The organism is Halorubrum salipaludis, from assembly GCF_002286985.1.
GTDB classification, from domain to species: domain Archaea; phylum Halobacteriota; class Halobacteria; order Halobacteriales; family Haloferacaceae; genus Halorubrum; species Halorubrum salipaludis.
Genome location: NZ_NSKC01000009.1, coordinates 22,077 through 47,540, shown reverse-complemented (window position 1 = coordinate 47,540; position 25,464 = coordinate 22,077). Strand labels below are relative to the sequence as shown.

Sequence of the window (25,464 nt, the reverse complement as noted above, 5' to 3'; positions counted from 1 at the left end):
TCCCGCGGTCCCGACCCGGAACTACAGCAGTCCGAGCGCCATGAGGATCCGATTGCCGAAGATCATCATGATCAGCCCGGCGAGCATGACGAGCCCGGAGGAGACCGTGATCGTCCGGACCGCGGCGTGGCGGTCGGAGACGGGGACCCGGCTCACCACCGCCTCGGCGACCATCCGGAGGATGCGGCCGCCGTCGAGCGGGAACGCCGGCAGGCAGTTGAACAGCGCGAGCTGGATGTTGATCCACCCGGTCCAGAAGAGGAGGTTCGCCAGCAGGAACGTCCCGCCGCCGAGCGCGGCGAGCGAGCCCTCGACCACGAAGAAGTTGGTCATCTCGCCGGTGAACCCCGCGAAGTTGAACGGGAGCCCGAACAGGCTGCCGAGCGGGAGGATGAGCGAGGCGAACACGAGCCCGAGCGGGGAGTCGGTGAGCCCGCCGAGCGCGAGCCCGTCGGTCGCCCCCTCGCCGCCGTCGCCGCCGAGTAGTTCGAGGTACGCGCCGGCCGGGTACTCCGAGACGCCGAAGTCGTCGAGCGCGAGCCCGCTGGAGCCGGGGAAGACGCTCACGCCGACGAACCCGCCCTCGCGGTTCGGGTGCGGGTCGAGCGCCACGTCGTAGCTGACGCGCTCGTCGTCGGCGTCGTACGCGACGACCTCCGCGGTCGCGCCCGGTTCGCGCTCGCCGAGCACCGCCGAGAGCTCGTCGTTGTTCCGGACGCGCTCGCCGTCGATCGCGACGATCGTCATGGGCTCGCCGAGGGGGGCGCCCGCCGCGTGGAGCGGGCCGTCCTCCTGAACGCCGAGCGCGTACGCGCCGATGGGGATCTCGGCGGTCTCGGACTCGACCGTGGCGTTGGCGGCGCCGTCGGCGTCGACGGTCACGGTCGCGCGCTCGGCGTCCCCGACCGCGTCGAGGAACCCCCGCTCGGTCGCGACGGGCTCGCCGTTGACGGACGCGATCGCCACCGGCTCCGACTCGATCGTCACGCCGAGCGGGTTCCCGCCGGCGGAGCCGATCACCTGGAGTTCGCGCTCGACCTCGACGGTCCGCTCCCCGTCGCCGTCGTCGGCCGTGACGCTCACCGTGTCGCCGGCGTCGGCGAGCGCGGCCTCGAACTCGGCCGCGGTGTCGACGGGCGTGCCGTCGACCGCGACCAGCCGGTCACCGGAGGTGATGTCGGCCGCCGCGGCCGGCGACTCGGGGGTCACCTCACCCACGGCGTAGCCCGGGGCCGGCGCGATCGCGCCGACGACGGGGCCGAAGAGGAGCGCGAACACGATGACCGTGAGGACCGTGTTCGCGGTGACGCCCGCGGCGAACATCCGGGCGCGGGCGCCGCGCGACGCTTCCTGGGTCGCCTCCTCGTTCGGCTCGACGAAGGCGCCGACCGGGAGGAGCGCGAAGAAGACGAGCCCCATCGACTCGATGTCGATGTCCTCGACGCGGCACAGCAGGCCGTGGGCGCCCTCGTGGACGACCATCGCGACCGCGAGCCCGGCGACGATCTCGGGCGCGACCGAGAGGGGGAGGAAGTCGTTCACGCCGGGGATGATGAGGAAGTTCTGCGGCTGCTGGATCGCGGAGGGCTGAGCGGTGCGGAGCGCGGAGAGCGCCGACGAGAGGATGAGGACGAAGGATCCGACCATCGCGACCAGGGCGCCGCCGAGCCCGAGGTTCGCGACGATCCGCCAGAACCGCTTCGGCGCGGCGAGCCGATTGAGGAAGACCCGGCCGCGGAGGGTTCTGAGAGTCAGTACCGGTCCGGAGACGCGGACGGACTCCGGGAGGACGCCGCGGTCTCGAAGCCAGATCGCGACCGCGGAGTACGCCAAGACACCGGTGAGGACCCACAGCAGCGTGTTCTCGGCGAACAACTCCGACAGGGCGTTCATGACGAACAAGTCCGTGTCGGTCGGGTGTAAGCCGTTCGGTTGTCAGTACCGGTGACGGTCGGCGTCGGCAGCGCCGGGGAGGGACGACCGCGAACTCAACACCCAAGTACCCCCCGACCCAACCCCCGGCCATGATGGCGCTCATCGACGTCGTCTCCCGGCTCGCCGGGGACGTCGGGCGGTTCGTGGACCTGTTCCTGAACGACCTGATCCTCGGGGCCGGCGACCCGGTGTCGGCGTTCCTCGTCGTCGTCGGACAGGTCCTGCTCGTCGGCGCGGTGGCCGTGCTCGGCTACGCCGCGGTCGGCGCCCTCCTCCAAGAGATCGGCGTGACGCTCCCCTCGCTCGGCGGTCGCGGCCCCGCGGAGTAACGCGTCGGGGTCCCGCGGAGCAACGCGGTGCGGTCGCGGATCTCTTCTCAGTCGTCGTCCGCACCCGCAGCCGACGCTCCGAAGTGCTCGGTCCCGGACGCGGACGGACGACCGCCGTCGCCCTCGGGAACCTCGAACTCGTCCAGCGTCGCGAGCAGCTCGTCGGACTGGTCCGAGAGCGCGTGGACCCGCCGGGTGACCTCCGAGACCGTCGCGGTCTGCTCCTCGGCCGCCGCCGCGGCGGTCTCGGCCTCGGTCGCGGTCTGTCGACTGACCGAGGCGATGTCGTCGACCATGTCGACGACCTCCTGGGTCGTCCTCGCCTGGTCGTCGGTCGCGTCGCTTATCTCTTGGACGGTCTCGTCGACGGTCGTCACGTCCTCGACGACCTCCTCGAACTCGCGGAGGGTCGACTCGATCGTGTCGACGCCGTCCGACACCTGCGACTCCATCTCGTCCACGTCGGCGGCGGTCTCCGCGGACGCCGCCTGCACCTCGTCGATGCGCCCGGAGATCGCGGCGGCCTCCTCGCGGGTCTCCTCGGCGAGCGCCTTCACCTCGTCGGCGACGACCGCGAACCCGTCGCCGGAGCCGTCGGCCCGCGCCGCCTCGATCGAGGCGTTCAGCGCGAGCAGGTTCGTCTCCTCGGCGATCCCGTCGATCACGGAGGCGATCTCGTCGATCTCCCCGACCCGGTCGACGAGGTCAGCCACCGCGGTCGCCGTCTCGGCGATGCCGGCCTCGAGCGCCTCCAGCTCCGCGATCGCCTCCGCCGCCTCCTCGCGGCCGGCCTTCCCCCGCTCCGCCGCGCTCCGGGCGGTCGCGGCCGCGTCGTCGGCCGACGCCGCGATCTCCTCGACGGTCGCCGAGAGGGTGCTCATCTCTCCGGAGACCGACTCCAGCTCCTCGGTCTGTTCGGCGGCGCCGTCGCTTATTTCCTGGACCGAGCGCGCGACCTCCTCGCTGGCGTCGTCGACCTCGTCCATGCTCGCGCGCACGTCGTCGCTCGCGTCCGCGACCACCTCCGTGAACGATCCGACCTCGCCGACGGTCCCGCCGAGCGTGGTCACGAGCCGGTTGTAGTTCCCGACGAGCTCCGCATATCGGTCCCCGTCGGTCGCCAGCTCCCCGCCGTCGATCGTCGCGGTCAGGTCGCCGTCTCGCGCGCGCGCCGCCGCGTCGCCGAAGGCGTCGACGAGCGACTCGAGCTCGGTCGTGTACGCCTCGAGGTTCCCGGCCATCTCGTCGAGCGAGTCGCCGAACGCCCCCGGCACCTCCTCGTCGAGCGCGGGGTCGTCGAACTCCTGGGCCGCGAGCGCCTCGGCCTGCGCGGAGACGGTCCCGAGGTAGCGCTCGACCGCGACGAAGGAGTTCACGAGGCTCCCGATCTCGTCGGGCTGGTCGCTGCCGGTCAGTGCGGTGTCGGAGCCGTCTTTCGACCCGACCGCGTCGACCTCGCCCGCGGCGATCGCGTCGGCGCCGGTCTCCAGCTGTTTGAGGGGCGCCACGAAGTCCCGGCGCACGATGAGAAGGGTGTTGTAGATCGCGACGACGGCGCCGAGAAACAGGGCGCCTGAGATCACGTACGAGAGCGTTCCAGAGACCAGAAACTGTGTCAGGAAGATCCCAACGGTGACGAGGAACTGGATCCCGACGGCCGTGACGACCTTGCGCTCTATCGATTCGGATATCCCGAGGCGGTCCATCGTTCCCCACAGGAGGTCCTCGTACCGCCCGCGGAGACCCGGCTGCCGCCGTCGTGTCGTCGACATACAGGGGGTCGACGGGAGCGGCTTATGAAGCTCACCCCGGAGTTATCAGGGCCGATTCTCGATTCTCAACGGGCGAGAATTCTGAGGAGCAACTAAAATATCCCGTCCACGGCCTCGGCCGCCAGCTCGACCGCGGCCTCCAGATCCGGACCGAGCGGCGACCCGACGACGAGCCCGTCGGCGTGCTCGGCGACGGCGGCGGCGCGCTCGCGGACGGTCTCGGGCGTGCCGGCCATACAGAACGCGTCGATCATCTCGGGGGTCACGCGCTCGAAGGCCGCGGAGAACTCGCCGGCCGAGACGCGGTCGCCGATCTCGTCGGCCGCGTCCGGGTCGATCCCGTGTCGCTGCAGGACCGGCGGGGGCGCGCCACCGGCGATGAACGCGACGGGCGGCCGGGCGGCCTCGCGGGCGGCGGCCGCCTCCTCGGCGACCGAGACCGCCGCGTAGGCGATCAGCTCGAACTCGCCCCGGTGCTCCGGGCGGTCGGCGAGCCCGTCGTCGACCTGCTCGCGGGCCCACGCGAGGTCCTTCGGGTGCGATCCGTTGTACAGCAGGCCGTCGGCGTGTTTCGCGGCCATCCGGCACATGTGCGGCCCTTCGCCGCCGACGTGGACCGGAATACCGGCGCCCTGCGGCGGCTCGTAGTTGAGCCCGGCGCCCGCGGCGTCGAAGGTCCCCTCGTGGTCGACGCGCTCGCCGGCCCACAGCTTCTGGGCGGTCTTGAACGCCTCCAACACGGGCCGGAGCCCGCGCTCGTCTTCGAGACCGAGGTTCCGCAGCGTCGAGGGGTCGCCGGGACCGAGCCCGAAGACGGCGCGGCCCCCCGACAGCTCGTCGAGGGTGGCGACCTTCGAGGCGAGCGTGACGGGGTGGGTCTCGTAGGGGTTGGCGACGCCCGGGCCGAGCCGGACCGAGTCCGTCGCGGTCGCGAGCTGTGAGAGGAACGCCCACGGGTCGCGGTTGTTGTAGTGACACGTCGAGTAGACGGCGTCGTAGCCGGCGTCCTCGGCGCGGACGCCGAGGTCGACGAGGCGGGACGGGTCGTGTTCGGGAGTGAGTTCGATGCCGAGCATGGGTGGTGGTTACGCCTGGAACTCCCACTCGCGGAGGGCCTGCCGCACGAAGTCGCCCTCCGGCTCGCGGAAGTGGTTGTCCGAGCCGTCGTGGTCGCCGAACGCCCAGTCGCGGACGACGACGACCGGAGTGCCGCCCGCGCCCTCGCCGGCGACGAGATTGGCGGCGGACGCGAGCTCGTCGATCACGTTCTGGACGGTGACGCCCATCTCGCGGCCGTCGCGGTCGCGCTCGCCGCGCCAGTCGCGGCTGGCGGGGGTTCCGGCCCAGCCGATCGCGACCCCGCGCTGGCCGTGTCTGAAGGGGCGCCCGCAGGTGTCGCTGACGACGACGCGGTCGGCCGGGAGGCCCTCGCGGATCCGCGCCGCGCTCTCGGAGGGGCGCTCCGGGAGCAGCAGCAGGTCGCCGTCGGGGACGTTCGACCGGTCGATCCCGGCGTTGACGCCGATGTGACCGAAGCGGGTCGCGGTCAGGAGGAACGGCGCCTCCATGATCAGTTCCGTCGACTCCTCGATGACGGCCTGGGCGAACCGCGGGTCCTTCTCCTCGCCGGCGATCTCCGCGAGCCGGTCCGCGACCGCCTCGGCGCGCTCGCTCGCCGGGAAGTCGTCGAGGTCGAAGACGCGCCCCTCCGCCTTCGAGACGACGGTGCTGGCGACGACGACCACGTCGTCCTCGCGGAGGTCGACGCGCTCGTCGATCATGGCCGCCAGGTCGTCTCCCTCCCGGATCTCCGGGAGGTCCGGAACCGCGAACAGCTCCATACACGCACCTGCGCGGCGACGAGGAAAAACCCCGCCGGTACCGGGCCGGTTTGACGGTATCCGGAGCGGTTTGCGGGTACCGGAGTGGGGTTTGAGTCGGAGAGGAGATAAAAAGTACACGGACAGTTGATTTTCAGAGTGATAACACCATCTCCTTAGAAATTTGCGCCGTAGTAACAAACGTGTATTAGGAGATCAGCGAAATAATGATTCTTTGGGCCGAAAAGTTATCCGTGATGAGGCGCGAGCGCCATCTGCGATGAGCGAACCACCCACCGAAGGCGAATTGGATCCGATCGAGACGCAGACCCGCGTCCCGCCCGAAAGCGGCGACTCCGAGCCGATCATGACGCGGACCCGCGCCCCGTGACTGGGGGCGGTCGACGGCCGCGACCATTTTTGCGCTGACTCCCTCCGCACGCCTTATCAACGACACCGCCAATCTCGTACCGTGGACCTGCACGTCCGGTACGAGGGCGACGACGACCCCGACAAGTGCACGGCCCGGAAGCTCGCGCGGTTCGACCTCGCGGAGCTCCACCGCTCCGACCGCGCCACGCCCTACGGCGTCGTCCTCAACCCCCACGCCGAGCGCGCGCTCTCGCCCGCAGACGCCGACCTCGCCGCCGAGAACGCCCTGGTCGCGCTCGACTGCTCGTGGGAGTCGGCCGGCGAGAAGATGTTCTCGCTGCCGGGCGAGCACCGCGCGCTCCCCTACCTCGTCGCCGCCAACCCCGTGAACTTCGGGCGGCCGATGCAGCTCACGACCGTCGAGGCGTTCGCGGCCGCGCTCGCGATCCTCGGCGAGGACGACCACGCGGAGCGAGTCATGGCGAAGTTCACGTGGGGCGAGACGTTCCTCGAACTCAACGAGGAGCCGCTCCGGCGGTACGCGGAGTGCGAAGACTCCGCGGAGATCGTCGCGATCCAACAGGAGTACCTCGACCGGGAGTAGCCGGCTCGCCGGCTCTCCGGGTGCCGGTTCGGACGAGGGGTGAAACAAGCCTTTTGGGCGAATCGGCCGTATCTGTAAGCGATGGTATCCACAGGCGACTCCGCACCCACGTTCACCGCGACGGTCGGCACGAGCGACCACGAACCGTTCGACCTCGACGACCACGTCGGCGACGGGCCGGTCGTGCTCGCCTTCTTCCCCGGCGCGTTCACGCCCCCCTGCACGAACGAGATGGTGGCGTTCCAGGAGCGCGCCGCCGAGTTCGACGACGCGGGCGCGACGCTGTTCGGGATCAGCGCCGACTCCCCGTTCTCGCAGGGCGCGTTCCGCGAGGAGCACGGGATCGAGTTCGACCTCGTGAGCGACATGGCCGGCGACGCGATCCGGGCGTACGGGCTGGAGATGGACATCGCCGACCTGGGCCTCCACGGGATCGCGAACCGGGCCGTGTTCGTGATCGACGACGACGGCGAGGTCGTCTACGACTGGGTCGCCGACGACCCGACCAACGAGCCGGACTACGACGCCGTCCTCGACGCGGTCGAGAGCGCGTAGGACGGATCTGGCCGACATTCCTTATACGTAGTTGACCGCGATCCGCTGGTGGACTCCGCTCCGGCTCCAGCTCTCTGCTTATAAGTACCCAACAGCGGATCGACGGCGAACGTCGCCAAAGCCCCAGCCGCTCGGCTGTACAGTGCTTATAAATCGACGATCGACACGGACACCGCCAAAGCCCCAGCCGCGAGGCGGCCAGACGCTCGCTGTGCTCCTCGCTCGTTCGCTTTCGCTCACTCGCTGCGGTGCTTGAGTCGCCTCTGGCCGCCTCGCGGCTGCCCCTTTGAGTCCCACCGACCGCAACAGCACCGCATCCTCACGCCTCCCCAGCCTCGCCGCTCGCGCTCCGCGCTCGCGGCGTCCCTCGCACGCGCTCCGCGCTCGCGGCGTCCCTCGCACGCGCTCCGCGCTCGCGGCGTCCCTCGCACGCGCTTCTCGCGCCCGGGGGGCGCTCGAAGGCGCGCGCCGATCCGAAAGCCACACTCATCGACTCCGCGGTTCGACCAACTCCGAAGAAGCGAGCCTCAGTCCCCGAGCACGCCGCCGATCGCGCCCGCGAGCGCCGAGTCGATCGCGAACAGGAACGTCAGGAACAGCCCGACGATGAGCACGCCGGCGCCGCCGAGCAGGCTGCCGAGGGGCCCTCCGGCGAGCCCCACGAGCCCGCCGAACGCTGCCAGGACGAGGGTAACGACGACCCCGCTCACCGACCCCGCGAGCAGCCCGTGCCACATCCCCGAGAGCAGCCCGCCGCCGGCGACGTAGCCCGCGACGAACCCGCCGATCAGCCCGGCGCCGATGTGCCCCACGACCGGGGCGAACGTCGCGAGGAGCCCGGCGATCAGCATCACGACGAACCCGTAGCCGACGGCGCGCCAGTCTGTCATGACACGGGGTAGCCGGTCGCGGGGTAAATAGTCGCCGCACGTCGGTTTCCCGTTCCGACACCGGGTTCGACGGCGTCCGGGTTCCCGAGATCTATCCATCGACCGGTGCGACGACCGAATTTAAGCCGTCACCGACCCAACGAGCGCCCATGCCCTCCGAGTCCGGCGCGTCGAGCGACGGGACGCAGTTGTCGGCGGATCGAGAGCCCGTTCCTGAGTCCGAGGCCGACGCCGGCGCAATTTCCGACTCTCAGCCCGACACGGACGCCGAGACAGACGCGGACACCGGGACAGATACAGACACCGAGCCCGACCGAGGCGTCGTCGAGTGGGGGCCGGTCCGCTTCGATCGCCTGCGGTCGCTTGCGTTCGGTGCGAGCGCGACCGTGGCCGGACTCGTGCTCGTGGCCCTCTCGGTCGTCGCTGTCACCGTCGGCGCCTCGCTCCTCGACGGTGGCGGCCCGCCGGCGTCGACGTGGGCGTTGCTCGTCGTCCTCCTCGTCGGCGGCCCGGTGTCGCTGCTCTACTGGATCGTGGCGTACGACCAGATGTCCCCGGAGCGACGCCGCAAACTCCGGTCGCAGTTCGGCGACTACTCGTTCGACCGCTCGCGGTTCCGGATCGGTTGGACCCTCGCCGGGGCGGGAGTCGTGCTCGCGGTCGTGGCGGCGGCGATCGGCTCCGGCCCGGTCTCGGCCACGTTATCGCTGTTCTCGGGGTTTGCACCGCTGCTCCTCGCGTTCGCCACGCTCTTCCCCGTACTCGCCGGCTCGCGCGGGACCGACCTGCGGCTCGACCCGGCCGCCGAGACGATCGAGCGGACGTACCTGAGTCACGACCGGACGCGCTCGGACGACCTCGGCTCCGTGATCCGCACCCGTCGGATCGACCTCCCGTGGACGACCGTGTTCCTGCTCGCGTACCGCGGGAACGCGTGGTACCGCTCGACCCCGTGGCTGTTCGTCCCCGCGGACCGCGCCGACGAGGTCGAGCGGGCGCTGGACGCGACGCTCGCGCGGAGCGACGGCCCCGACCGGGCCAGCGTTCCGGAGCGCATCATCCTCGCGGTCGTGGGCTCCGCCTCGCTCGTCGTCGGCCTCGCGATGGCCCTCGCGGCCGGCGAGCCGGCGGCCGGGGCGCTGCTAGCGCTGCTGACGGCGCCCTTTAGCCTCCTCTTCCTCGCGCTCGCAGCCCGCCTGTGACGGCCGCGGAGGCGAGCCCGACGCGTCGCCGACACCGGACGTGCCACCCCCTACCACGCGACTCATATACTCCGGTCCCGTAGCCCCGCTCATGGACCGACAGCGTCTGGAGAAGGCCCTCGAGTCGGAGTTCGGCGGGACCGAAGCCGAGCGGCGGGCGGTCGCTCGGGCGGCCCGCGACCTCGCCGACTCGGGGCGACCCTCCCGGGACCGCGGGCACGCGCTCACCGTGCCCGGCGTGATCGACCACCTCGGCGACGCGCCCGACGGCTCCTCGGTCGTCGAGCGCTGGAACTGGTGGCTGGGCGCGCTCGACGCCGCCTACGGCGGTTACGACTACTTCACCGTGCGGTTCGTCGAAGGCGACGAGGAGGCCGGGCTCCGGCGGTAGTCTCGACGGCGACTGTCGGATCGTTCCCCCGCTTGGACCGTCAACGCCTCCACTTTCACTTTCACTCCGCGGATGGCTCGCTTATACGGGCGTTCCGGCTCTCGGGAGAAGTATGAGCGCGACGAGCCACGAGCAACCCCGATACGCGACGCCGACCCGCGTCGACGTCACGGAGTGTCGAACCGATCGGATCGCCGATCGCGCGCGGATGAACCGCGTGCAGGGAAGCGAGGTCCACCTCGAACGCCGCGGCGGGCGGACGTTCCTCGTGACGACGCCCGCGGAGTGAGCAACGCGATCCGCGGGAGTCCCGGTCAGTCGTCCGCGGCGACCTGATCGCGGGGAGCGCCGCCGTCGGAGAGCAGGCTGTCGATTCCGACGCCGAGCGTCTCGTTCGTTCGCGCCACCGACTCCTCCCGGGAGACGTCGCCCGCGAGGGCGCGGACCGCGTCGACGTTCTCGGGCACCACGTCCGCCTCCTGGTGGACGTTCTGGAACAGGTACAGGTCCCGGCCCTGAACGCGTATCGACTCCTCCCAGACGCAGTTCTCCCAGAGGTCGCCGCGGGCCCGTCCGAGGTCGGACGCGTAGTCCTTCAGGGTCCCGGCGCCGTCGATTCCGGCGTCCTCTGGGATCAGGAAGATCCGCGTCTCGCCGCGGAGCAGTTCGCGCACCTCCTCGGTGGTCGGCTTCGCCTCGAGCGTGACGTTGACGCTGTGGGTGTGCATGCCGGTGACCGGCGCCTTCAACGCGGCCGTGTCGACGTCGACATCCCCGAGGATCGTGTTCACGTCGGGTCCGTGGTGCGACGGCACCGTCGCCGGGTCGGGCACCACGTCGTTAATCGGTCCGCGGTTCGTCTCGCTCGGGTCGCCGCCCCGCCGCACGAGCGTGACGCGGGCCTTCTCCACGCCGTAGGACTCGTCGAGCGGGGCGAGCAGCCGCGAGAGCGCGGTCGTGTTACAGGAGACGACCCGGAGCGAGTCGGCGTTGCGGATCGGCGCGCTGGCGCGGGCGTTGAAGGAGGCGTCCGCGATCGCGGCGTCCTCGCCGCCCTGGTAGATCGCGGGCGTGTCGTGGGCCTCGTAGGTCGGGCGGTTGCGCTCCCCGACCCCGCTCGGCGCGCAGTCGACGATCACGTCGACCGCGTCGAGGAGGTCGGCGAGGGTCCCGGCGAGGTCGAGCCCGGCGTCCTCGAAGGCGGCGACTCGGTCGTCGAGCGCTGCGTACAGGTCGTAGCCGCGGCGGAGCGCGGCCTCGGCGCCGTAGTCCGGGCTCGTCTTCGTCACGCCGACGAGTTCCATGTCGGGCTGGGCCGCGACCGCGTCCGCGACACGTTTCCCGATCGTCCCGTATCCGTTGACGCCCACGCGTGTCATAGGTGTCGGTCGCTCGGGGAACAGCATAATGTTTTCGAGAGAAGCAAGAAGAAATTAACTACGCCGAGAGTAATCGGTCGGTTAATTCGCGCGCCTTCGAGACAAAACTGAATTTCGAAACAGAGTAAATGAGTCGTCGATGGGAAGGACTAACGCCCGTCGTCGCGGATCGGCGGGCATGTCGAGCGAGCTTGCGGACGCCGCCGAGACCGCCGTCGAGCAGTGCCTGCGCGTCGCGCCGGACGAGTCAGTGGTCGTCGTCACCGACGACGAGCGCGAGCGAATCGGGGAGGCGCTCTACGAGGCCGCGAGCGCCGTGACGGACGACGCGACGATCCTCCGGTATCCGCCGGCCGACCAGCACGGGACCGAGCCGCCCGCGCCGGTCGCGGCGGCGATGGCCGAGAGCGACGCCTTCCTCGCGCCGACGACGAAGAGCCTGAGTCACACCCGCGCCCGCGGGAACGCCTGCGAGGCCGGCGCGCGCGGCGCGACCCTGCCGGGGATCACGGAGGACGTGTTCACGACCGGGCTCGACGCCGACTACGCCGCGATCGACGCCGCCTGCGACGACGTGCTCGCGCAGGTCGGCGACGCCGACGAGATCCGGGTGACCTCGCCCGCTGGCACCGACATCGTCTTCGGCATCGGCGACCGCGAGTGGCTCGCCGACACGGGAATGGTCCACGAGCCCGGCGACTTCTCGAACCTCCCCGCCGGCGAGGTGTTCGTCGCGCCCGAGACAGCGACCGGCACCTACGTGGTCGACGGGACGATGATGCCCCACGGGCTGCTCGACGAGGGCCAGACCCTCACGTTCGAGGTCGAGGACGGGCTCGTCACGTCCGTCGGCGACGACGCGGTCCGCGAGGAGCTCGAGACCGCCGCGGAGTCCGTCGGTGACGCCGCGTACAACCTCGCGGAGCTGGGAATCGGGACCAACGTCGGCGTCGACGAGCTCGTCGGCTCCGTCCTTTTAGACGAGAAGGCCGGCGGCACGGTCCACATCGCGATCGGCGACAACGCCGGCATCGGCGGCGAGACCGACGCCCCGGTCCACCTCGACGGGATCCTCCGGAACCCGACCGTCTACGCCGACGGCGACGAGATCGACCTGCCGAGCGCGTAGGACAGACGGTCTGCCCGGGGAGCGGTGGCTTGTTTATAAGCGATCAGGGCGGTGGCGCGCGCCTCCGAGCGGCCGCCATCGGCGGCCGTGAGGAGCGCGTGCGAGGGAGTCGGCGGCGACCGACGGGAGCCGCCGACGAGGCTGGGGAGGCGTGAGGTGCGGTTGCGGTGCGGGCGGGTGGGACTCAAAGGGGCAGCCGCGAGGACGAAGCACGGCGACGAAAGCACCGCAGACCGCGAACGGAGTGAGCGGTCGAGGAGCGCATCGAGCCGCGCGAGTCCTCGCGGCTGGGGCTTTGGACGTGTTCACTGTCGATCCACTGTCAGCTATTTATAAGCGAGCGGCTGGGGCTTTGGACGTGTTCACTGTCGATCCGCTGTCAGCCACTTATAACCGAGCGGCTGGGGCTTTGGACGTGTTCACTGTCGATCCACTGTCAGCCATTTATAAGCGAGCGGCTGGGGCTTTGGACGTGCTCACTGTCGATCCACTGTCAGCCACTTATAACCGAGCGGCTGGGGCTTTGGACGTGTTCACTGTCGATCCACTGTCAGCTATTTATAAGCGATCCGTCGGAAATTTGGCGTTGTTCACCGCCGATCTGCCGGTAACTGCTTATAAATCGAACCGAGGTGCTACTTCGTATCTCGTCACTCCACGACCGCGAGCGCGACGCCGGCGACTCCTCGAACCCCGACGACTTGGTGCCGCCACCCGTCGCCGGCGTCGACGCAGAGCGTGCCGGCGTCGGTGACGGCCACCGACACGCCGGGACCGTAGCCGAGCGCGACCGGCTCCTCGTCGACCGGGAGCTCCGCCGCGGCCCACGACTCGGTCCCCCACTCGGCGTCGTCCCCACCGTGGACGAGCAGGTCGCCGTCGACGACCGCCATCGCGTGATCGTCGCCGTCGGCGGCGACCGCGGTCGCGTCGCCCGAGAGCGCCGTCATCCACCCGTTGCCGAGCCAGTAGACCCCGGCCGCGGTCGCCGCGAGGGGCATCCCGGTCCCCGCGGCGTCGCGGGCGTCGTCAAGGCCGACCGCGGCGAGTTCGGGGCCGTCGCCGACGCCGTCGCCCTCGACGACCCGGTGGACCCCGTCCGCGGCCGCGACGAGGGGGCCGTCGACCGCGCGCGGTTCCGAGACGTCTCCGACCGCGGTCACGACCGAATCGGTGCCCCCATCGCCGACTTCGAGACGGTCGATCCGGCCGTCGTCGCCCGCGACGAGGAACGCGCCGTCGTGGACGCCGACCGCGGCGATTGGTTCCGACCCGACGGAGCCGGCGTCGACCGCTTCGAACGCGAGGTCGTCGCCGACGGGCGCGACGCGGAGCCCGTCCGGGGTCGCGACGCCGAGCAGGTCCGGGGCGTCTCGCCGCGGGAGGACCGCGGCGTCGCGGGCGGGGTCGCGCGCGACCATGTCGAACGCGCCGATCTTGTCGGCCGAGAGCGCCACCCGGACGACGCCGCTCTCGGTGGCGACGTAGGCGTCGGTGCGGCCCGCCGTCCCGGCGTACACGCGCTTCTCCTCGATCGAGATGTCGTCTTCGGCGGGTGCCATTGCCGGGGGTTCGGCCGGGGCTCCCATAAGCCCCGCGCGGCGCGGATCCGACCGGCCGTTCACGATTCCGATGGCCATTAGGTCGGCGACCGCGTAGGACCGGTAGTGCAATCGGTCGCCGCCGAACTCGTCGCCCTGCTCGTCGAGGTCGCCCCGCGGCTCGCCCGCATCGCGGCGTTCATCGCGGTCGGCGTCTTCGCCGCCAACGTCGCGGTCGCGTTCGGGCTGATCCGGTACGTCGCCGGACTCGCCGGGTGGCTCACCCGGCCCGCGAACCTCCCCGACGAGGTCGGCACCGCGATCCTCACGACCGCGGCGTCGACGACGGCGGGGTACGCCACGCTCGCCGAGTACCGCGAGTCGGGCCTGCTGGACGACCGGGCGACGCTGGTCGCCGTGACCATCAACACGTTCTTCGGGTTCGTCCAGCACGTGTTCACCTACTACGTCCCCGTGATGATCCCGATTTTGGGCGTCGAAACCGGGGTCGTCTACGTCTCCGCGCGCGCCGGGATCGCGCTGGCGATCACGGTCACCGGCGTGCTCGCGGGCGGCGTCCTGCTGTCCGAGCGCAACGTCGACCGCGGCGCGCTCGCCGAGGTCGACGCGAGCGGTCCCGACGCCGACGACCGCACCAGCCGGGAGCGCGTCCGCGAAGCGGCCGGGAAGTCGTGGTCCACGCTCCGCCGGATCGTCCCGCGGCTCGCGGTCGTCTACACCCTCGTGATCGGACTCGTCAGCAACGTCGACGTGGCGGCCCTGACGAGCGTCGCCGAACCGATCACGGGCGCGCTCGGGCTCCCGGGCGCCGCGGTCCCCGTGATCGCCGTCTACACCCTCGACACGACCGCCGGCGCGGTGACGCTGGCCGGCACCGCCGAGGGGACGTTCACCGTCCGGACGGGCGTCGCGAGCCTGCTCATCGGAGGGATCCTCTCCTTCGCCGTCTCCACGTTCCGGCGCTCGATCCCCTTCCAGTACGGGATCTGGGGGGCCGAGTTCGGCACCAAGGTGATCGCCGTCAACACCGCCTTGAAACTCGTCTTCATCTCGGTCACGGTCGGGCTGTTGCTCGCGCCGGTGTGGTGAGCGGCCGTCAGACGCCCGGAGACGACGGATCCCGGAGATGATTATTTATAACTGTATTGTAGATCTGCGTATATGTCATCGAAAGAAGTAACACTCAGAAGTACGGTCGGCGGGTTGAGCGCGGAAGGGCAGCTCCACACCCTGAGCGTCTGGTTCATCCTCGCCCTTCGGCTCATGATGGGGCTCGCGTTCCTTCAGGCGGGGTCGAGCAAGCTGCTCGGCGGCGAGTTCAGCGCGGCCGGGTATCTCCAGAACGCGCCGGCGGCGAACGGGAGTCCGCTGGCCGACCTCTTCGCCTCGATGGCGCAGTCGCCACTGTTCATGGACTTCGTGAACGTCGCGGTCCCGTGGGGACAGCTGTTCATCGGCCTCGGGCTGATAGTCGGCTGTCTGACCCGGCTCGCCGCGTTCTGGGGCGCGTTCATGATGTTGTTGTTCTACTTTGGCAACTGGGACATCGCCCACGGCTACATCAACGGCGACTTCGCGTACCTGCTGGTGTTCCTCTCCGTCGCGGCGTTCGGGGCGGGCAGGATCTTCGGCCTCGACGCCTACATCGAACAGTACGACATCGGGGGCACCGCGCTCGTCGAACGGTATCCGTGGACGCGGTACTTCCTCGGGTGATCAGCGCCGCAGTGCCTGCGTATCGTCGACTCCGAATTCGGTGACGGCCGCGTCCGCAGTTCGAAAAAGTGTTGCCCGCGAAAACCGCTCCAGTCCGACCGTTAGAGGTCGAAGCGGTCGAGTTTCATGACCTTGCTCCACGCGTCGACGAAGTCGTCGACGAACTGCTCCTCGCCGTCGGCGGCGCCGTAGATCTCGGAGACGGCGCGGAGGCGGGAGTTCGACCCGAAGATGAGGTCGAATCGCGTCGCGGTCCAGTCGACCTCGCCGGTCTCGCGGTCGCGGAGCTCGAAGACCTCGTCGTCCTCGTCGACGGACTCCCACTCGCGGTCGAAGTCGAGCAGGTTGACGAAGAAGTCGTTCGTGAGCGTCTCCGGCTCGTCGGTGAACACGCCGCGGTCGGAGCCGTCGTAGTTCGCGTCGAGGACGCGCAGCCCGCCGACGAGCACCGTCATCTCGGGGACCGTCAGCTTCAGCAGCTCGGCCTTGTCGACCAGCTCCTCCTCCGGCTTGTGGGGCAGGTCGTCACCGAGGTAGTTGCGGAAGCCGTCTGCCTCCGGCTTGAGCGCCTCGAAGGACTCCTCGTCCGTCTGCTCCTGCGTGGCGTCGACGCGGCCCGGCTCGAACGGCACGTCGACGTCGTGGCCGGCGGCCGCGGCGGCCTCCTCGACGGCGAGGTTGCCGCCGAGGACGATGAGGTCGGCGAGCGACACCCGCGTGTCGTCGTCGCGCGACTCGTTGAACTCGGCCTGAATCTCCTCGTACGTCTCCAGCACGGACTCCAGCTCCGCGGGGTCGTTGACCTCCCAGCTGCGCTGGGGTTCGAGGCGGATCCGCGCGCCGTTCGCGCCGCCGCGCTTGTCGCTGTAGCGGAACGTGGACGCGGACGCCCACGCGGTCTTGACCCGCTCGGAGACCGAGAGGTCGGACTCTGAGATCAGGTCCTCGAGCTCGGCGACCTCCGCGTCGCCGACGACCTCGTAGTCGGCGTCGGGGAGCGGGTCCTGCCAGAGCATCGTCTCCTCGGGGACCTCGGGGCCGAGGAACCGCTCCGGCGGGCCCATGTCGCGGTGGATGAGCTTGTACCACGCCCGCGCGAAGGCGTCCTGGAACTCGTCGGGGTCGTCGCGGAACTCCTCTAACACCGCGCGGAAGTCGTCGTCGTGTTTCAGCGCCACGTCCGTCGTGAGCATCATCACGTCCTCCTTGTCGGAGGGGTCCTGCACGCCGGGGGCGGCGCCGTCGAGCTCGTCGTTCTTCGTCGTCCACTGCCACGCGCCGCCGGGGCCCTTCTCCGCCTCCCACTCGTAGCTGAGCAGGTTGTTGACGTAGCTCAGGTCCCACTGGGTCGGCGTGGCGTTCCACGGCCCCTCGATCCCGCTGGTGATCGTGTCGGGGCCCTTCCCCTCGCCGAAGTCGTTGTCCCAGCCGAGGCCCTGCAGGTCGATCGGCGCGTCCTCGGGCTCCGGGCCGAGGTTGTCGCCGGAGTCGGCCCCGTGAACCTTCCCGAAGGTGTGCCCGCCGGCGATGAGCGCGACCGTCTCCTTGTCGTCCATCGCCATGTGGCTGAACGTGTCGCGGATGTTCGCCGCGGAGCCCTCCAGATCCGGCTCGCCGTTCGGGCCCTCCGGGTTCACGTAGATGAGGCCCATGACGGTGTTACCGAGCGCGTCGTCGAGCCGACCGTCCTCCTCGAACCGCTCCGCCGAGGTCGACTCCCACTCGTCTTCGGGACCCCAGTCGACGGCGTCGTCGGGCTTGAAGTCGTCCTCGCGACCGCCCGCGAAGCCGAACGTCTCGAAGCCCATCGACTCGAGGGCGACGTTCCCGGTCAGGACGATCAGGTCGGCCCACGAGAGCTTGCGGCCGTACTTCTGTTTGACCGGCCAGAGCAGGCGTCGCGCCTTGTCGAGGTTGACGTTGTCGGGCCAGCTGTTGAGCGGGGGGAGCCGCTGTCGCCCGCCGGAGGCGCCGCCGCGCCCGTCGTGCGTCCGGTACGTCCCGGCGCTGTGCCAGGCCATCCGGATGAAGAGCGGCCCGTACGTGCCGTAGTCGGCCGGCCACCAGTCCTTCGAATCCGTCATTACCTCCTCGATGTCGGCTTTCACCTCGTCGAGGTCGAGCTCCTCGAACGCCTCGGCGTAATCGAAGTCGTCATCGAGCGGTCCGGGGTTCCCGGCGTGCTCGTCGAGGACGTCCAGGTCTAGCTGATTCGGCCACCAATCGGTGTTGTCTCTTGGCATTATCGTTGAGTTTCCGTGGTTGGTTCGGTCGCAACCGTACCGAAAGCGCCTGCACGGGACTCCACCCGTCGAAGCCGGGCCTCCCGAAATCCGGTGCCGGCGTCGCGAGCGCGACCGGCCGCGTGGAGGTCGGGGTCGCCCGTTTCGAAAGCGGAGTCGTCACGCATTCGGCGTCATCGATTCTTTATCCACCTCAAATAAAAATCTGGCTACTGGCCGCTGCGGCATTTATTAATCAGAAGTTAACTTTGGACTTCATAAATAAGAGTTTGAAAAGTCGAAACTACCGTCGGAACCCTCCGCGTCTCTCGGCCCGTCGAGACCGCTACTCTCCTCCGGCCCGCGGATCGAACTCCCCGCGTTTGAGTCCCGCTCTGACGGGGTCGTGCTCCGCGTCGGTCGGCGGCGGAGCGGTGACGAGCGAGGCCTCCAGTCGCTCCCCCTCGCTCGCCTTCACGCCCCGCGCGGTCCCGGCGGGCACGACGACGACGTCGCCAGGATCCACCTCCCGGTCAGTCTCGCCCTCTCGGACGACCCCGGAGCCGGACAGGACCGTGATCGCCACGTCGCTGTCGGGCGCGTGGACCGGGATGAACTGCCCCGGCTCGAAGTAGCCGCAGACGACCTTCATGCGGTCGCTCCGGAACACCTCGCTGGTCGAGAACCGCTCGTCGTCGTAGCGCCGTTCGGCGTCGAAGTCGGTCGCCGGCACGTCACTCACCCCTCCGGACGGACGGCGTGCGGTGGTCGCTCTCGGTACCGGTCGTGGGCGTGGCAGTGATCGCTGTCACGGCCGGGAGTTCGGGACCCGCCGGCGAGTGCGTGTCCCCGAACGTATTCGGCTCAACACGGAATTCGGACGGGCCCGACTCTCCGATCGCATGCCCAGACTCGACGTCCGCGAGATCCAGCCGGTGAACCGCCACGACACGATCCACGAGGAGTTCGAGGAGATGGAGCCGGGCGAGACGCTCACCATCGTCAACGACCACGAGCCGAAGCCGCTGTACTACGAGATGGCGGCCGAAGTCCCCGCGTTCGACGAGGAGGCCTACGAGGTGCGACAGAACGCGCCCGACGAGTTCGTCGCGGAGTTCCCGAAGACCGAGGAGTGAGGCCTCGCCGCGCGATTGCTACGCCGCGACCTCGTGACGATTGCTACGCCTCGCCGAGATCGAAGAGCCGCCGGATCGACCGCGTTCGCTCTCGTTCCCGCCCCTCCGCCTCCTGGTCTCGAGCCGCCCGCTCCAGCGTCCGATCCGGCCCTGCGATCAGCTCGTCGGCGAGCGCGGACCCGAGCTCCCGAACGGTCTCGCGCTGCTCCTCCGTGAGGCCGCCGCGCGCGTCGAGCGCCGAGACGGCCGCCTCGACCTCACGCCGCTCGATTTCGTCGGTTCGGCGGCGGAGCCGCCTCCGTAGTCGCTCCGGATCGGGCGGCGACTCGGACGGTTCCGGTTCCGAATCTGGCGACGATTCGGTTCGTTCTGGCTCCGGATCGGGCGACGGTTCGGAACCCTCCGGGTCCGTCTCGGATCGGACAACGGCCCCCTCGGACCGGTCGGTGCTCATACCCGAGCGTCGGTCGGCGTCGGGGTGCGTGTTCCCCCGAACGTATTCGGGGGATCGATCGACCGACACGGACCTCCCCGAACATGTTCTTTCAGAGGCGTCTTCCGTCGCAACGAAGTCGATCGACGCGATGCCCGACACCCAGTCGATCTACGCCGACATCGGCGGCCGCGAGGCCGTCGAGGCCGTCGTCTCGGACTTCTACGACCGCGTCTTCGACGATCCCGTCCTCGAACCGTACTTCGAGGGCGTCGACCGCGAGGCGCTGTACGCCCACCAGGTCCAGTTCATCAGCGCGGTCGCCGGCGGCCCGGTCTCCTACGAGGGCGCGGACATGCGGGCGGCCCACGAGGGGATGGGGATCACGGAGGAGGGGTTCGGTCGCGTCGCGACCTACCTCGCGGAGGCGCTCAGAGAGAACGGCGTCGCCGAGGAGAACGTCGAGACGATCCTCGACGAGGTCGGCGCGCTCGAACCCGACATGGTCGGGCAGTAGTCGACCGAGCCCGATCGGTCTCGACCCCGCCGCCGTCCGGGACGGAGACACACTCAAGTCCCCGCCGGAAGACGTGCCGCCATGGACACCGAACGGTTCCTGTTCGTCTCCGCGGACGCCGCGCTGATCACCGACCTCGCGTGGCAGGTCCACCGCGAGGGCCACGACGTGAAGTACTACATCGAGGCCGAAAGCGACCGGGAGATCGGCGACGGGTTCGTCCCCAAGACGGACGACTGGCGCGCGGAGGTGGAGTGGGCCGACGTGATCGTCTTCGACGACATCTGGGTCGGTTCCGACGTCGGCACTGGAGAGCTCGCACGGGAGCTCCGCGAGCGGGGGAAGGCCGTCGTCGGCGGCACGCCGAACACCGACCGACTCGAGGAGGACCGCGGCTACGCGATGGAAGTCCTTGAGGAGCACGGCGTCAACACCGTCGAACACCACGTCTTCGACGACTTCGACGCCGGGATCCAGCACGTCCAGCAGCATCCCGCGCCGTACGTGATCAAGCCGCTCGGCGAGGTGCAGAACGTCAAACGGCTCCTCTACGTCGGCAACGAGGACGACGGCAGCGACGTGGTCGACGTGCTGAAGGCGTACAAGAAGGCGTGGGGCCACCGCATGAAGGGGTTCCAGCTCCAGCGGAAGGTCGAGGGCGTCGAGGTCGCCATCTGCGGGTTCTTCAACGGCGAGGAGTTCATCGATCAGGTCAACTTCAACTTCGAGCACAAGAAGCTGTTCCCGGGCAACATCGGCCCGTCGACCGGTGAGATGGGCACGTCGATGTTCTGGGCCGGGCAGAACAAGCTGTTCGAGGAGACGTTCGGCAAGCTCGAAGGCTGGCTCGCCGACGAGGGGTACGTCGGGAGCATCGACATCAACTGCATCGTCAACGAGACGGGGATCTACCCGCTGGAGTTCACGCCGCGGTTCGGCTACCCGACGATCGCCTTACAGGAGGAGTCGATCGAGTCGTCCACCGGCGAGTTCTTCTCCGATCTCGCGCACGGAAACGACCCCGAACTAGAGGTCCACAACGGCTACCAGATCGCGGTTCGGGTCGTCCTCCCGCCGTTCCCGTTCGACGACGACAAGACGTACGACGAGAACTCCCGGAACGCGGCCGTGGTGTTCGAGACGGAGCGCCGCGAGGGGATCCACCTGGAGGACGCGAAGCGCGTCGACGGGCAGTGGCGTGTCGCGGGCGACAACGGTATGCCCATCGTCGTGACCGGGAAGGGCGAGACGATGGGAGCCGCGCGCGAGCAGGCGTACGACCGGATTGACGAGATCGTGATGCCGAACATGTACTACCGCGACGACATCGGCGAGCGCTGGATCAACGGTGACGGCGATCGACTGCAGGCGTGGGGGTACCTCGGACCGTAAGCCACGGCGGGAGTACGTGAATCATTGCGGTGGGCCGGTTGTTTATAAGTCTAATTGTGGTGTGCTGGTGGGTGTTTATAGGTGATCGACGGTGTTGCGGTGAAGGCCTGCAAAGCCCCAGCTGCGAGGACTCGCGCGGCTCGCTGCGCGCTTCAGTCGCTCGCATCGCTCGCTCCTTCCAGTGCTTGCGTCGCCGTGCTTCGTCCTCGCGGCAGCGAGGCGCTTCGCGCCTCTGGCAGCCGGCGGCTCCGCCGCCGGCGACTGCCCCTTTGAGTCCCACCCCACCGCAACCGCACAGCACCTCATCCCTCCCCAGCCTCGTCAGTCGCCGTCGCTTCGCTCCGGCGACTGACTCCCTCGCGCGTGCACCTCGCGCCCGAGGGGCGCTCGGCGGCACGCGCCACCGCGCCGTTTTTATAAGTGGTCGTCGATTCCGCTCACGGCTGTTTAGATACCATCTCGCCACGACCGATCTGCAAGACTCACTCCTACAGTCGATCGAAACGGGATCTCCGCCGAACAGCTGTTTGATCTCGTTCTCGCCGATAAACGGGGGTTCGACGAAGCGGGGACAGCGAACCCCGTTCACGTCCGGTTTTCGCCGGTCCGTCGTCAGCTTCCGGCGCGGAGGTCGCCGACCGTGAGCACGCGCGTTCCCACGGGTCGTTTGACGAACTCGCCGACCTCCCGGCCGAGCAGTTCGCTGACCCCGCGCTGGGCGGCGACGTCGAGCAGGCGCTGGTCGATCCGCCCGTCGACGACGACCGTGTGCGGGGCTGTCTCCGCGCTCTCGACCGCGTCGAAGGCGTCGGCCGCGTCGACCTCGGCGAGGACGCCGCGGTCGTCGCCGAGCAGCCGGGCGCGGTCGCTGCCGGCGTCGACGACCTCCTGGACGTGTTCCTCGATCGAGCGCGGCTCGTCGTCGAGGGGGGTGTCGTCGGGCGCTCCGCCCTCCGCGCGTTCGTCGTCGGTCTCGGCGTCCGCCTCGCCGTCCGACTCCGCACTCGCTGGTTCCGCCTCGCCGGTGTCCGGGTCGGAGCCGTCAGGATCGCCGCCGGCGGTGTCGGCGGAACCCGCCTCGTCGCCGTGGGCCTCCGCGTGCCCCTCGTCGGCCTCGTTGCCGTCGATCGCTACGGACGACGAAGACTCCTCGATCACGTCCGCGAGATCGCTGTCCGTCACGCTCTGAACCCCGTCGTCGCCCGCTTGGCTCGACTCGGTCGCGTTTTCGCCTTCCCCATCGTCCGAGGGCTCGGCCGCTCCGCCCGGGAGCCCGGTCCCGTCGCCGTCGAGGGGGGAGTTCCCCGAGCCGCCCGCGGCCGCCTCGCGGAGGTTCGGCTCGTCGGCGAGGCTGCTGTACGGGACCTTCCCGCGGAGCGCCTCGAAGACGGCGTTGCGGTCGAGGTCCTCGACCGACTCGCCGGGCGGGGCGAAGGCGACGTAGTCCACGTCGCCCACCTGCGCGAGCTCGCGCAGGATGAGCTCGCCACCCCGGTCGCCGTCGAGGAACGCCGTGACGGTGCGGTCCGCGGTGAGGTCGGCGACGGCGTCGGGGACGTTCGTCCCCTCGACGGCGACCGCGTTCTTAATGCCGCACTCGAGCAGCGTCAACACGTCCGCGCGCCCCTCAACGACGATGACGGCGTCGGAGTCGCCGACGCGGGGGCCGGCCGGAAGCCCCTCGTAGTCGACGATCCCCTCGACGCGGGCGGCCTCGCGGACCTCCTCTAAGATGTCGTCGCTCCGGAGGCTGGTCTCCTCGAAGCCGCCGGCGACAAGCTCCTTGGCGCGCTCGACGACCTCGCGGCGCTTCGCCGCCCGCACGTCCTCGATGCTCGTCACCTCCACCGAGGCGTGGCAGGGGCCGATGCGGTCGATCGTCTCCAGGGCGGCGGCGAGGATCGCGGTCTCGACCTTGTCGAGGCTCGACGCGACCGTGACCTCGCCGAACGACTGGCCGTTCTCGGACTCGACGGCGACGTCGATCCGGCCGACCCGCGAGGACTCCTGGAGGTCCCGCAGGTCCAGCTCGTCGCCGAGGAGCCCCTCGGTCTGGCCGAACACCGCGCCGACGACGTCGCTCCGCTCGACGACGCCGTCGGCCGCGATGGTGGCGTGGATGAGGTATTTTTCGGTGTCTTTCATGATGAGTGAATGATGATGATCGGGCGGCGCCGGCCGCCCGTGCGTCGTTGTGCACGTCGGCGAAAATAGTTATCGCACGCCCCTGCGTCGCCACCGATTGAAGAAAAATACTCTTCGATATACCACATCGAACTAGACCAACACTATTTAGTCATCAGGTTCTAACCTCGTTCTACATGAGTCGATCTCGGAGAGATCTCGTGTGGATACCGACGTTCGCGGTCCTCGTCGCCTTCGCGGTGCCGTGGCCGCTGTGGGGAGTCGATCGAGTCGTCGCCGGACTACCGGTGTGGATCTGGTGGCACGTGGCGTGGCTCGGGCTCTGCGCCGCCCTGTTCTCGCTGTTCGTCCGGAGCGGCGCGTGGGAGCGCGGCATGGGCCTCCGGCCGGAGACCGGGGCGGAAGGGGGGCCGGGATCGGAATCCGGCCCGGCGCTCGGGGGTGACCGGCCGTGACGCTCGGGCTCTCGCTCGGGGTCGTCGTCGGCTACCTCCTGTTCGCGCTCGCGGTCGGCTTGGTCGCCTACCGCGTCTCCGAGGCCACCGCCGAGGACTACTACCTCGCGAACCGGTCGATCGGGACGGTCGTGCTGCTTTTCACCACGTTCGCCACCCTCCTCTCGGCGTTCACCTTCTTCGGCGGGCCGAACCTCGCGTTCGCCGCCGGCCCGGAGTGGCTGATCGTGATGGGGACGCTTGACGGGGTACTGTTCGCGGTGCTGTGGTACGCGATCGGCTACAAGCAGTGGCTGATCGGGGACCGGCACGGGTACGTCACGCTCGGGGAGATGCTCGGCGACCGGTTCGGATCTGTGGGCCTGCGGGCGCTCGTCGCCGGGGTGAGCCTCCTCTGGCTGTTCCCGTACGTCATGCTCCAGCAGATGGGCGCGGGCGAGGCGCTCGTGGGGCTCACGGGCGGCATCGTCCCGTACTGGGGCGGCGCGGCGCTGGTCACCGCCTTCATGATCCTCTACGTCGTCCTCGCCGGGATGCGCGGCGTCGCGTGGACCGACACCGTCCAGGGGCTGTTCATGCTCTCCGTCGTCTGGGTCGCCGCGGTCTGGGTGGTCTCCGCGGTCGGCGGCGTCGGCGCCGCCACCGGCGCCATGCTCGACGCGCGGCCCGACTTCGGGAGCTTCGGCGGCGGCCTCTACTCGCCCGGATTCATCGTCTCCACCGCGATCACCATCGCGTTCGGCGTGACGATGTTCCCGCAGATCAACCAGCGGTTCTTCGTCGCGAAGTCGGGCGAGACGCTGAAGCGGTCGTTCGCGCTGTGGCCCGTCCTTGTCCTCCTCCTTTTCCTCCCCGCGTTCATGCTCGGCGCGTGGGCGGTCGGGATGCCCGTGGAGGTGCCCGAGGGCGCCAACGTGCTCCCCGTCGTCTTGAACGAGTACACGCCGGCGTGGTTCGCCGCGCTCGTGATCGCGGGCGCGATGGCCGCGATGATGTCCTCCTCGGACTCGATGCTGCTCTCCGGCTCGTCGTACTTCACCCGCGACGTGTACCGCCCCGTGATCAACGCCGACGCGTCAGAGCGCCGCGAGGCGTGGATCGCCCGGATCGGCGTCGCCGCCTTCGCGCTGGCCGCGTTCGTCGCGAGCCTCTTCCGGCCCGGGACGCTGATCGAGGTCGGCGACACCGCCTTCTCCGGGTTCGCGCTGCTGGCGCTCCCGGTGATCTGCGCGCTCTACTGGGACCGGACGACGCGCTCCGGCATGATCGCCGGCGTGCTCGTGCCGCAGGTCGCGTACCTCGCGGTGGTGCTGTCCGCGGTCGTCGGCGCCGTCCCGACCCTGCCCCGCACCGTCGCCGGCGGCTGGGACGTGGCGCTCGGGCTGATGGTCCTCTCCGCGCTCCTCACCGTCGGGGTCTCGCTCGTCACCGCGCCGACCGCCGAGGGCGACGCCTCGCGGTTCGCGGTCGCGGGGGACTGAGGACGGCGGCGTCGCTGCCGCTCACCG

25 protein-coding genes are annotated in these 25,464 nt (G+C 69.7%); 14 read left to right on the top strand and 11 right to left on the bottom strand.

The window, feature by feature from the left end; genetic code table 11:
* Positions 1–21 precede the first annotated feature (21 nt).
* Positions 22–1,893 (bottom strand): site-2 protease family protein, encoded by a 1,872-nt coding sequence (locus CK500_RS13345; protein ID WP_095637719.1) that lies wholly within the window; start codon positions 1,891–1,893, stop codon positions 22–24.
* 131 nt (positions 1,894–2,024) lie between these two features.
* On the opposite strand from CK500_RS13345, the gene CK500_RS13340 reads away from it, so the two are divergent.
* A complete protein-coding gene (locus CK500_RS13340; RefSeq protein WP_095637718.1) occupies positions 2,025–2,264 on the top strand; it encodes a hypothetical protein in 240 nt (79 codons plus the stop codon).
* A 47-nt stretch (positions 2,265–2,311) separates the two neighbouring features.
* Here the strand turns inward: CK500_RS13340 and CK500_RS13335 are convergent, their stop codons facing one another.
* The 3 genes from CK500_RS13335 to CK500_RS13325 all read right to left on the bottom strand — a co-directional run bounded on the left by CK500_RS13335 (position 2,312) and on the right by CK500_RS13325 (position 5,877).
* Entirely contained in the window at positions 2,312–3,970 is a 1,659-nt protein-coding gene (locus CK500_RS13335) for a methyl-accepting chemotaxis protein (RefSeq protein WP_095637894.1), read from the bottom strand.
* A gap of 158 nt (positions 3,971–4,128) precedes the next feature.
* Positions 4,129–5,112 carry a 5,10-methylenetetrahydromethanopterin reductase gene (locus tag CK500_RS13330; RefSeq protein WP_095637717.1) on the bottom strand — a complete coding sequence of 328 codons (984 nt, stop codon included), beginning with the start codon at positions 5,110–5,112 and terminating at the stop codon, positions 4,129–4,131.
* 9 nt (positions 5,113–5,121) lie between these two features.
* The gene (locus tag CK500_RS13325; protein ID WP_095637716.1) at positions 5,122–5,877 is read right to left on the bottom strand and encodes a coenzyme F420-0:L-glutamate ligase; all 756 of its coding nucleotides are present in this window, start codon (positions 5,875–5,877) and stop codon (positions 5,122–5,124) included.
* 451 nt (positions 5,878–6,328) lie between these two features.
* Here CK500_RS13325 and CK500_RS13320 point away from each other — a divergent pair, with 451 nt between their 5' ends.
* Both CK500_RS13320 and CK500_RS13315 read left to right on the top strand, forming a co-directional pair.
* Positions 6,329–6,832 (top strand): DUF367 family protein, encoded by a 504-nt coding sequence (locus CK500_RS13320; RefSeq protein ID WP_095637715.1) that lies wholly within the window; start codon positions 6,329–6,331, stop codon positions 6,830–6,832.
* 81 nt (positions 6,833–6,913) lie between these two features.
* Positions 6,914–7,387, top strand: coding sequence for a redoxin domain-containing protein (locus CK500_RS13315; protein ID WP_095637714.1), 474 nt, complete (start codon positions 6,914–6,916; stop codon positions 7,385–7,387).
* Between the two features lie 527 nt (positions 7,388–7,914).
* On the opposite strand, the gene CK500_RS13310 is transcribed toward CK500_RS13315, so the two are convergent.
* A complete protein-coding gene (locus tag CK500_RS13310) occupies positions 7,915–8,277 on the bottom strand; it encodes a DUF5518 domain-containing protein (protein WP_095637713.1) in 363 nt (120 codons plus the stop codon).
* Positions 8,278–8,426: 149 nt separating this feature from the next.
* On the opposite strand from CK500_RS13310, the gene CK500_RS13305 reads away from it, so the two are divergent.
* The 3 genes from CK500_RS13305 to CK500_RS17455 all read left to right on the top strand — a co-directional run bounded on the left by CK500_RS13305 (position 8,427) and on the right by CK500_RS17455 (position 10,159).
* Complete coding sequence (locus tag CK500_RS13305; RefSeq protein ID WP_095637712.1) at positions 8,427–9,479, top strand: hypothetical protein; 1,053 nt, start codon at positions 8,427–8,429, stop codon at positions 9,477–9,479.
* A gap of 91 nt (positions 9,480–9,570) precedes the next feature.
* Positions 9,571–9,870, top strand: a complete 300-nt coding sequence (locus tag CK500_RS13300) for a hypothetical protein (RefSeq protein ID WP_095637711.1) — start codon at positions 9,571–9,573, stop codon at positions 9,868–9,870.
* Between the two features lie 112 nt (positions 9,871–9,982).
* Positions 9,983–10,159, top strand: a complete 177-nt coding sequence (locus CK500_RS17455; RefSeq protein WP_198951569.1) for a hypothetical protein — start codon at positions 9,983–9,985, stop codon at positions 10,157–10,159.
* A 25-nt stretch (positions 10,160–10,184) separates the two neighbouring features.
* On the opposite strand, the gene CK500_RS13295 is transcribed toward CK500_RS17455, so the two are convergent.
* Entirely contained in the window at positions 10,185–11,249 is a 1,065-nt protein-coding gene (locus CK500_RS13295) for a type II glyceraldehyde-3-phosphate dehydrogenase (RefSeq protein ID WP_095637710.1), read from the bottom strand.
* A gap of 178 nt (positions 11,250–11,427) precedes the next feature.
* Here CK500_RS13295 and CK500_RS13290 point away from each other — a divergent pair, with 178 nt between their 5' ends.
* Complete coding sequence (locus CK500_RS13290; protein ID WP_095637709.1) at positions 11,428–12,378, top strand: aminopeptidase; 951 nt, start codon at positions 11,428–11,430, stop codon at positions 12,376–12,378.
* Between the two features lie 650 nt (positions 12,379–13,028).
* Here the strand turns inward: CK500_RS13290 and CK500_RS13280 are convergent.
* Positions 13,029–13,940, bottom strand: a complete 912-nt coding sequence (locus CK500_RS13280) for an HVO_0234 family beta-propeller protein (protein ID WP_095637707.1) — start codon at positions 13,938–13,940, stop codon at positions 13,029–13,031.
* Positions 13,941–14,045: 105 nt separating this feature from the next.
* Between CK500_RS13280 and CK500_RS13275 the strand changes: the two genes are divergently transcribed.
* Together CK500_RS13275 and CK500_RS13270 are read left to right on the top strand one after the other, a co-directional pair.
* Positions 14,046–15,029 (top strand): nucleoside recognition protein, encoded by a 984-nt coding sequence (locus CK500_RS13275; protein ID WP_095637706.1) that lies wholly within the window; start codon positions 14,046–14,048, stop codon positions 15,027–15,029.
* 72 nt (positions 15,030–15,101) lie between these two features.
* Complete coding sequence (locus CK500_RS13270) at positions 15,102–15,656, top strand: DoxX family protein (RefSeq protein WP_095637705.1); 555 nt, start codon at positions 15,102–15,104, stop codon at positions 15,654–15,656.
* A 101-nt stretch (positions 15,657–15,757) separates the two neighbouring features.
* On the opposite strand, the gene katG is transcribed toward CK500_RS13270, so the two are convergent.
* Together katG and CK500_RS13260 are read right to left on the bottom strand one after the other, a co-directional pair.
* On the bottom strand, positions 15,758–17,899 hold the full coding sequence (gene katG / locus CK500_RS13265; protein ID WP_095637704.1) for a catalase/peroxidase HPI: 2,142 nt from the start codon (positions 17,897–17,899) through the stop codon (positions 15,758–15,760).
* A 325-nt stretch (positions 17,900–18,224) separates the two neighbouring features.
* A complete protein-coding gene (locus CK500_RS13260; RefSeq protein WP_095637893.1) occupies positions 18,225–18,611 on the bottom strand; it encodes a cupin domain-containing protein in 387 nt (128 codons plus the stop codon).
* A 169-nt stretch (positions 18,612–18,780) separates the two neighbouring features.
* Between CK500_RS13260 and CK500_RS13255 the strand changes: the two genes are divergently transcribed.
* Positions 18,781–19,014: a DUF2249 domain-containing protein gene (locus CK500_RS13255; protein ID WP_095637703.1), complete on the top strand. Its 234-nt coding sequence runs from the start codon at positions 18,781–18,783 to the stop codon at positions 19,012–19,014.
* A gap of 43 nt (positions 19,015–19,057) precedes the next feature.
* On the opposite strand, the gene CK500_RS13250 is transcribed toward CK500_RS13255, so the two are convergent.
* Complete coding sequence (locus CK500_RS13250) at positions 19,058–19,468, bottom strand: glutamyl-tRNA reductase (protein WP_095637892.1); 411 nt, start codon at positions 19,466–19,468, stop codon at positions 19,058–19,060.
* A 130-nt stretch (positions 19,469–19,598) separates the two neighbouring features.
* On the opposite strand from CK500_RS13250, the gene CK500_RS13245 reads away from it, so the two are divergent.
* Both CK500_RS13245 and CK500_RS13240 read left to right on the top strand, forming a co-directional pair.
* Positions 19,599–19,964 (top strand): group I truncated hemoglobin, encoded by a 366-nt coding sequence (locus tag CK500_RS13245; protein WP_095637702.1) that lies wholly within the window; start codon positions 19,599–19,601, stop codon positions 19,962–19,964.
* Positions 19,965–20,045: 81 nt separating this feature from the next.
* Entirely contained in the window at positions 20,046–21,356 is a 1,311-nt protein-coding gene (locus tag CK500_RS13240; RefSeq protein WP_095637701.1) for a phosphoribosylamine--glycine ligase, read from the top strand.
* 612 nt (positions 21,357–21,968) lie between these two features.
* Here the strand turns inward: CK500_RS13240 and dnaG are convergent.
* Positions 21,969–23,501 carry a DNA primase DnaG gene (gene dnaG / locus CK500_RS13235; protein ID WP_095637700.1) on the bottom strand — a complete coding sequence of 511 codons (1,533 nt, stop codon included), beginning with the start codon at positions 23,499–23,501 and terminating at the stop codon, positions 21,969–21,971.
* 176 nt (positions 23,502–23,677) lie between these two features.
* Between dnaG and CK500_RS13230 the strand changes: the two genes are divergently transcribed.
* Together CK500_RS13230 and CK500_RS13225 are read left to right on the top strand one after the other, a co-directional pair.
* Positions 23,678–23,956, top strand: coding sequence for a DUF3311 domain-containing protein (locus CK500_RS13230; protein ID WP_095637699.1), 279 nt, complete (start codon positions 23,678–23,680; stop codon positions 23,954–23,956).
* Positions 23,953–25,437: a sodium:solute symporter family protein gene (locus CK500_RS13225; protein WP_095637698.1), complete on the top strand. Its 1,485-nt coding sequence runs from the start codon at positions 23,953–23,955 to the stop codon at positions 25,435–25,437. Before CK500_RS13230 ends, CK500_RS13225 begins: the two co-directional genes overlap by 4 nt.
* Positions 25,438–25,464: the final 27 nt, after the last annotated feature.

What these genes read in the sequence shown, in the direction of transcription:
- CK500_RS13245 (WP_095637702.1), top strand. Translation starts at nt 19,599, where the DNA reads ATGCCCGACACCCAGTCGATCTACGCCGACATCGGCGGCCGCGAGGCC.
- CK500_RS13305 (WP_095637712.1), top strand. Translation starts at nt 8,427, where the DNA reads ATGCCCTCCGAGTCCGGCGCGTCGAGCGACGGGACGCAGTTGTCGGCG.
- CK500_RS13230 (WP_095637699.1), top strand. Translation starts at nt 23,678, where the DNA reads ATGAGTCGATCTCGGAGAGATCTCGTGTGGATACCGACGTTCGCGGTC.
- CK500_RS13310 (WP_095637713.1), bottom strand. Translation starts at nt 8,277, where the DNA reads ATGACAGACTGGCGCGCCGTCGGCTACGGGTTCGTCGTGATGCTGATC.
- CK500_RS13300 (WP_095637711.1), top strand. Translation starts at nt 9,571, where the DNA reads ATGGACCGACAGCGTCTGGAGAAGGCCCTCGAGTCGGAGTTCGGCGGG.
- CK500_RS13280 (WP_095637707.1), bottom strand. Translation starts at nt 13,940, where the DNA reads ATGGCACCCGCCGAAGACGACATCTCGATCGAGGAGAAGCGCGTGTAC.
- CK500_RS13335 (WP_095637894.1), bottom strand. Translation starts at nt 3,970, where the DNA reads ATGGACCGCCTCGGGATATCCGAATCGATAGAGCGCAAGGTCGTCACG.
- CK500_RS13330 (WP_095637717.1), bottom strand. Translation starts at nt 5,112, where the DNA reads ATGCTCGGCATCGAACTCACTCCCGAACACGACCCGTCCCGCCTCGTC.
- CK500_RS13250 (WP_095637892.1), bottom strand. Translation starts at nt 19,468, where the DNA reads ATGAGCACCGACCGGTCCGAGGGGGCCGTTGTCCGATCCGAGACGGAC.
- CK500_RS13345 (WP_095637719.1), bottom strand. Translation starts at nt 1,893, where the DNA reads ATGAACGCCCTGTCGGAGTTGTTCGCCGAGAACACGCTGCTGTGGGTC.
- CK500_RS13270 (WP_095637705.1), top strand. Translation starts at nt 15,102, where the DNA reads ATGTCATCGAAAGAAGTAACACTCAGAAGTACGGTCGGCGGGTTGAGC.
- CK500_RS13315 (WP_095637714.1), top strand. Translation starts at nt 6,914, where the DNA reads ATGGTATCCACAGGCGACTCCGCACCCACGTTCACCGCGACGGTCGGC.
- CK500_RS13240 (WP_095637701.1), top strand. Translation starts at nt 20,046, where the DNA reads ATGGACACCGAACGGTTCCTGTTCGTCTCCGCGGACGCCGCGCTGATC.
- CK500_RS13255 (WP_095637703.1), top strand. Translation starts at nt 18,781, where the DNA reads ATGCCCAGACTCGACGTCCGCGAGATCCAGCCGGTGAACCGCCACGAC.
- CK500_RS17455 (WP_198951569.1), top strand. Translation starts at nt 9,983, where the DNA reads ATGAGCGCGACGAGCCACGAGCAACCCCGATACGCGACGCCGACCCGC.
- katG (WP_095637704.1), bottom strand. Translation starts at nt 17,899, where the DNA reads ATGCCAAGAGACAACACCGATTGGTGGCCGAATCAGCTAGACCTGGAC.
- dnaG (WP_095637700.1), bottom strand. Translation starts at nt 23,501, where the DNA reads ATGAAAGACACCGAAAAATACCTCATCCACGCCACCATCGCGGCCGAC.
- CK500_RS13325 (WP_095637716.1), bottom strand. Translation starts at nt 5,877, where the DNA reads ATGGAGCTGTTCGCGGTTCCGGACCTCCCGGAGATCCGGGAGGGAGAC.
- CK500_RS13340 (WP_095637718.1), top strand. Translation starts at nt 2,025, where the DNA reads ATGATGGCGCTCATCGACGTCGTCTCCCGGCTCGCCGGGGACGTCGGG.
- CK500_RS13290 (WP_095637709.1), top strand. Translation starts at nt 11,428, where the DNA reads ATGTCGAGCGAGCTTGCGGACGCCGCCGAGACCGCCGTCGAGCAGTGC.
- CK500_RS13295 (WP_095637710.1), bottom strand. Translation starts at nt 11,249, where the DNA reads ATGACACGCGTGGGCGTCAACGGATACGGGACGATCGGGAAACGTGTC.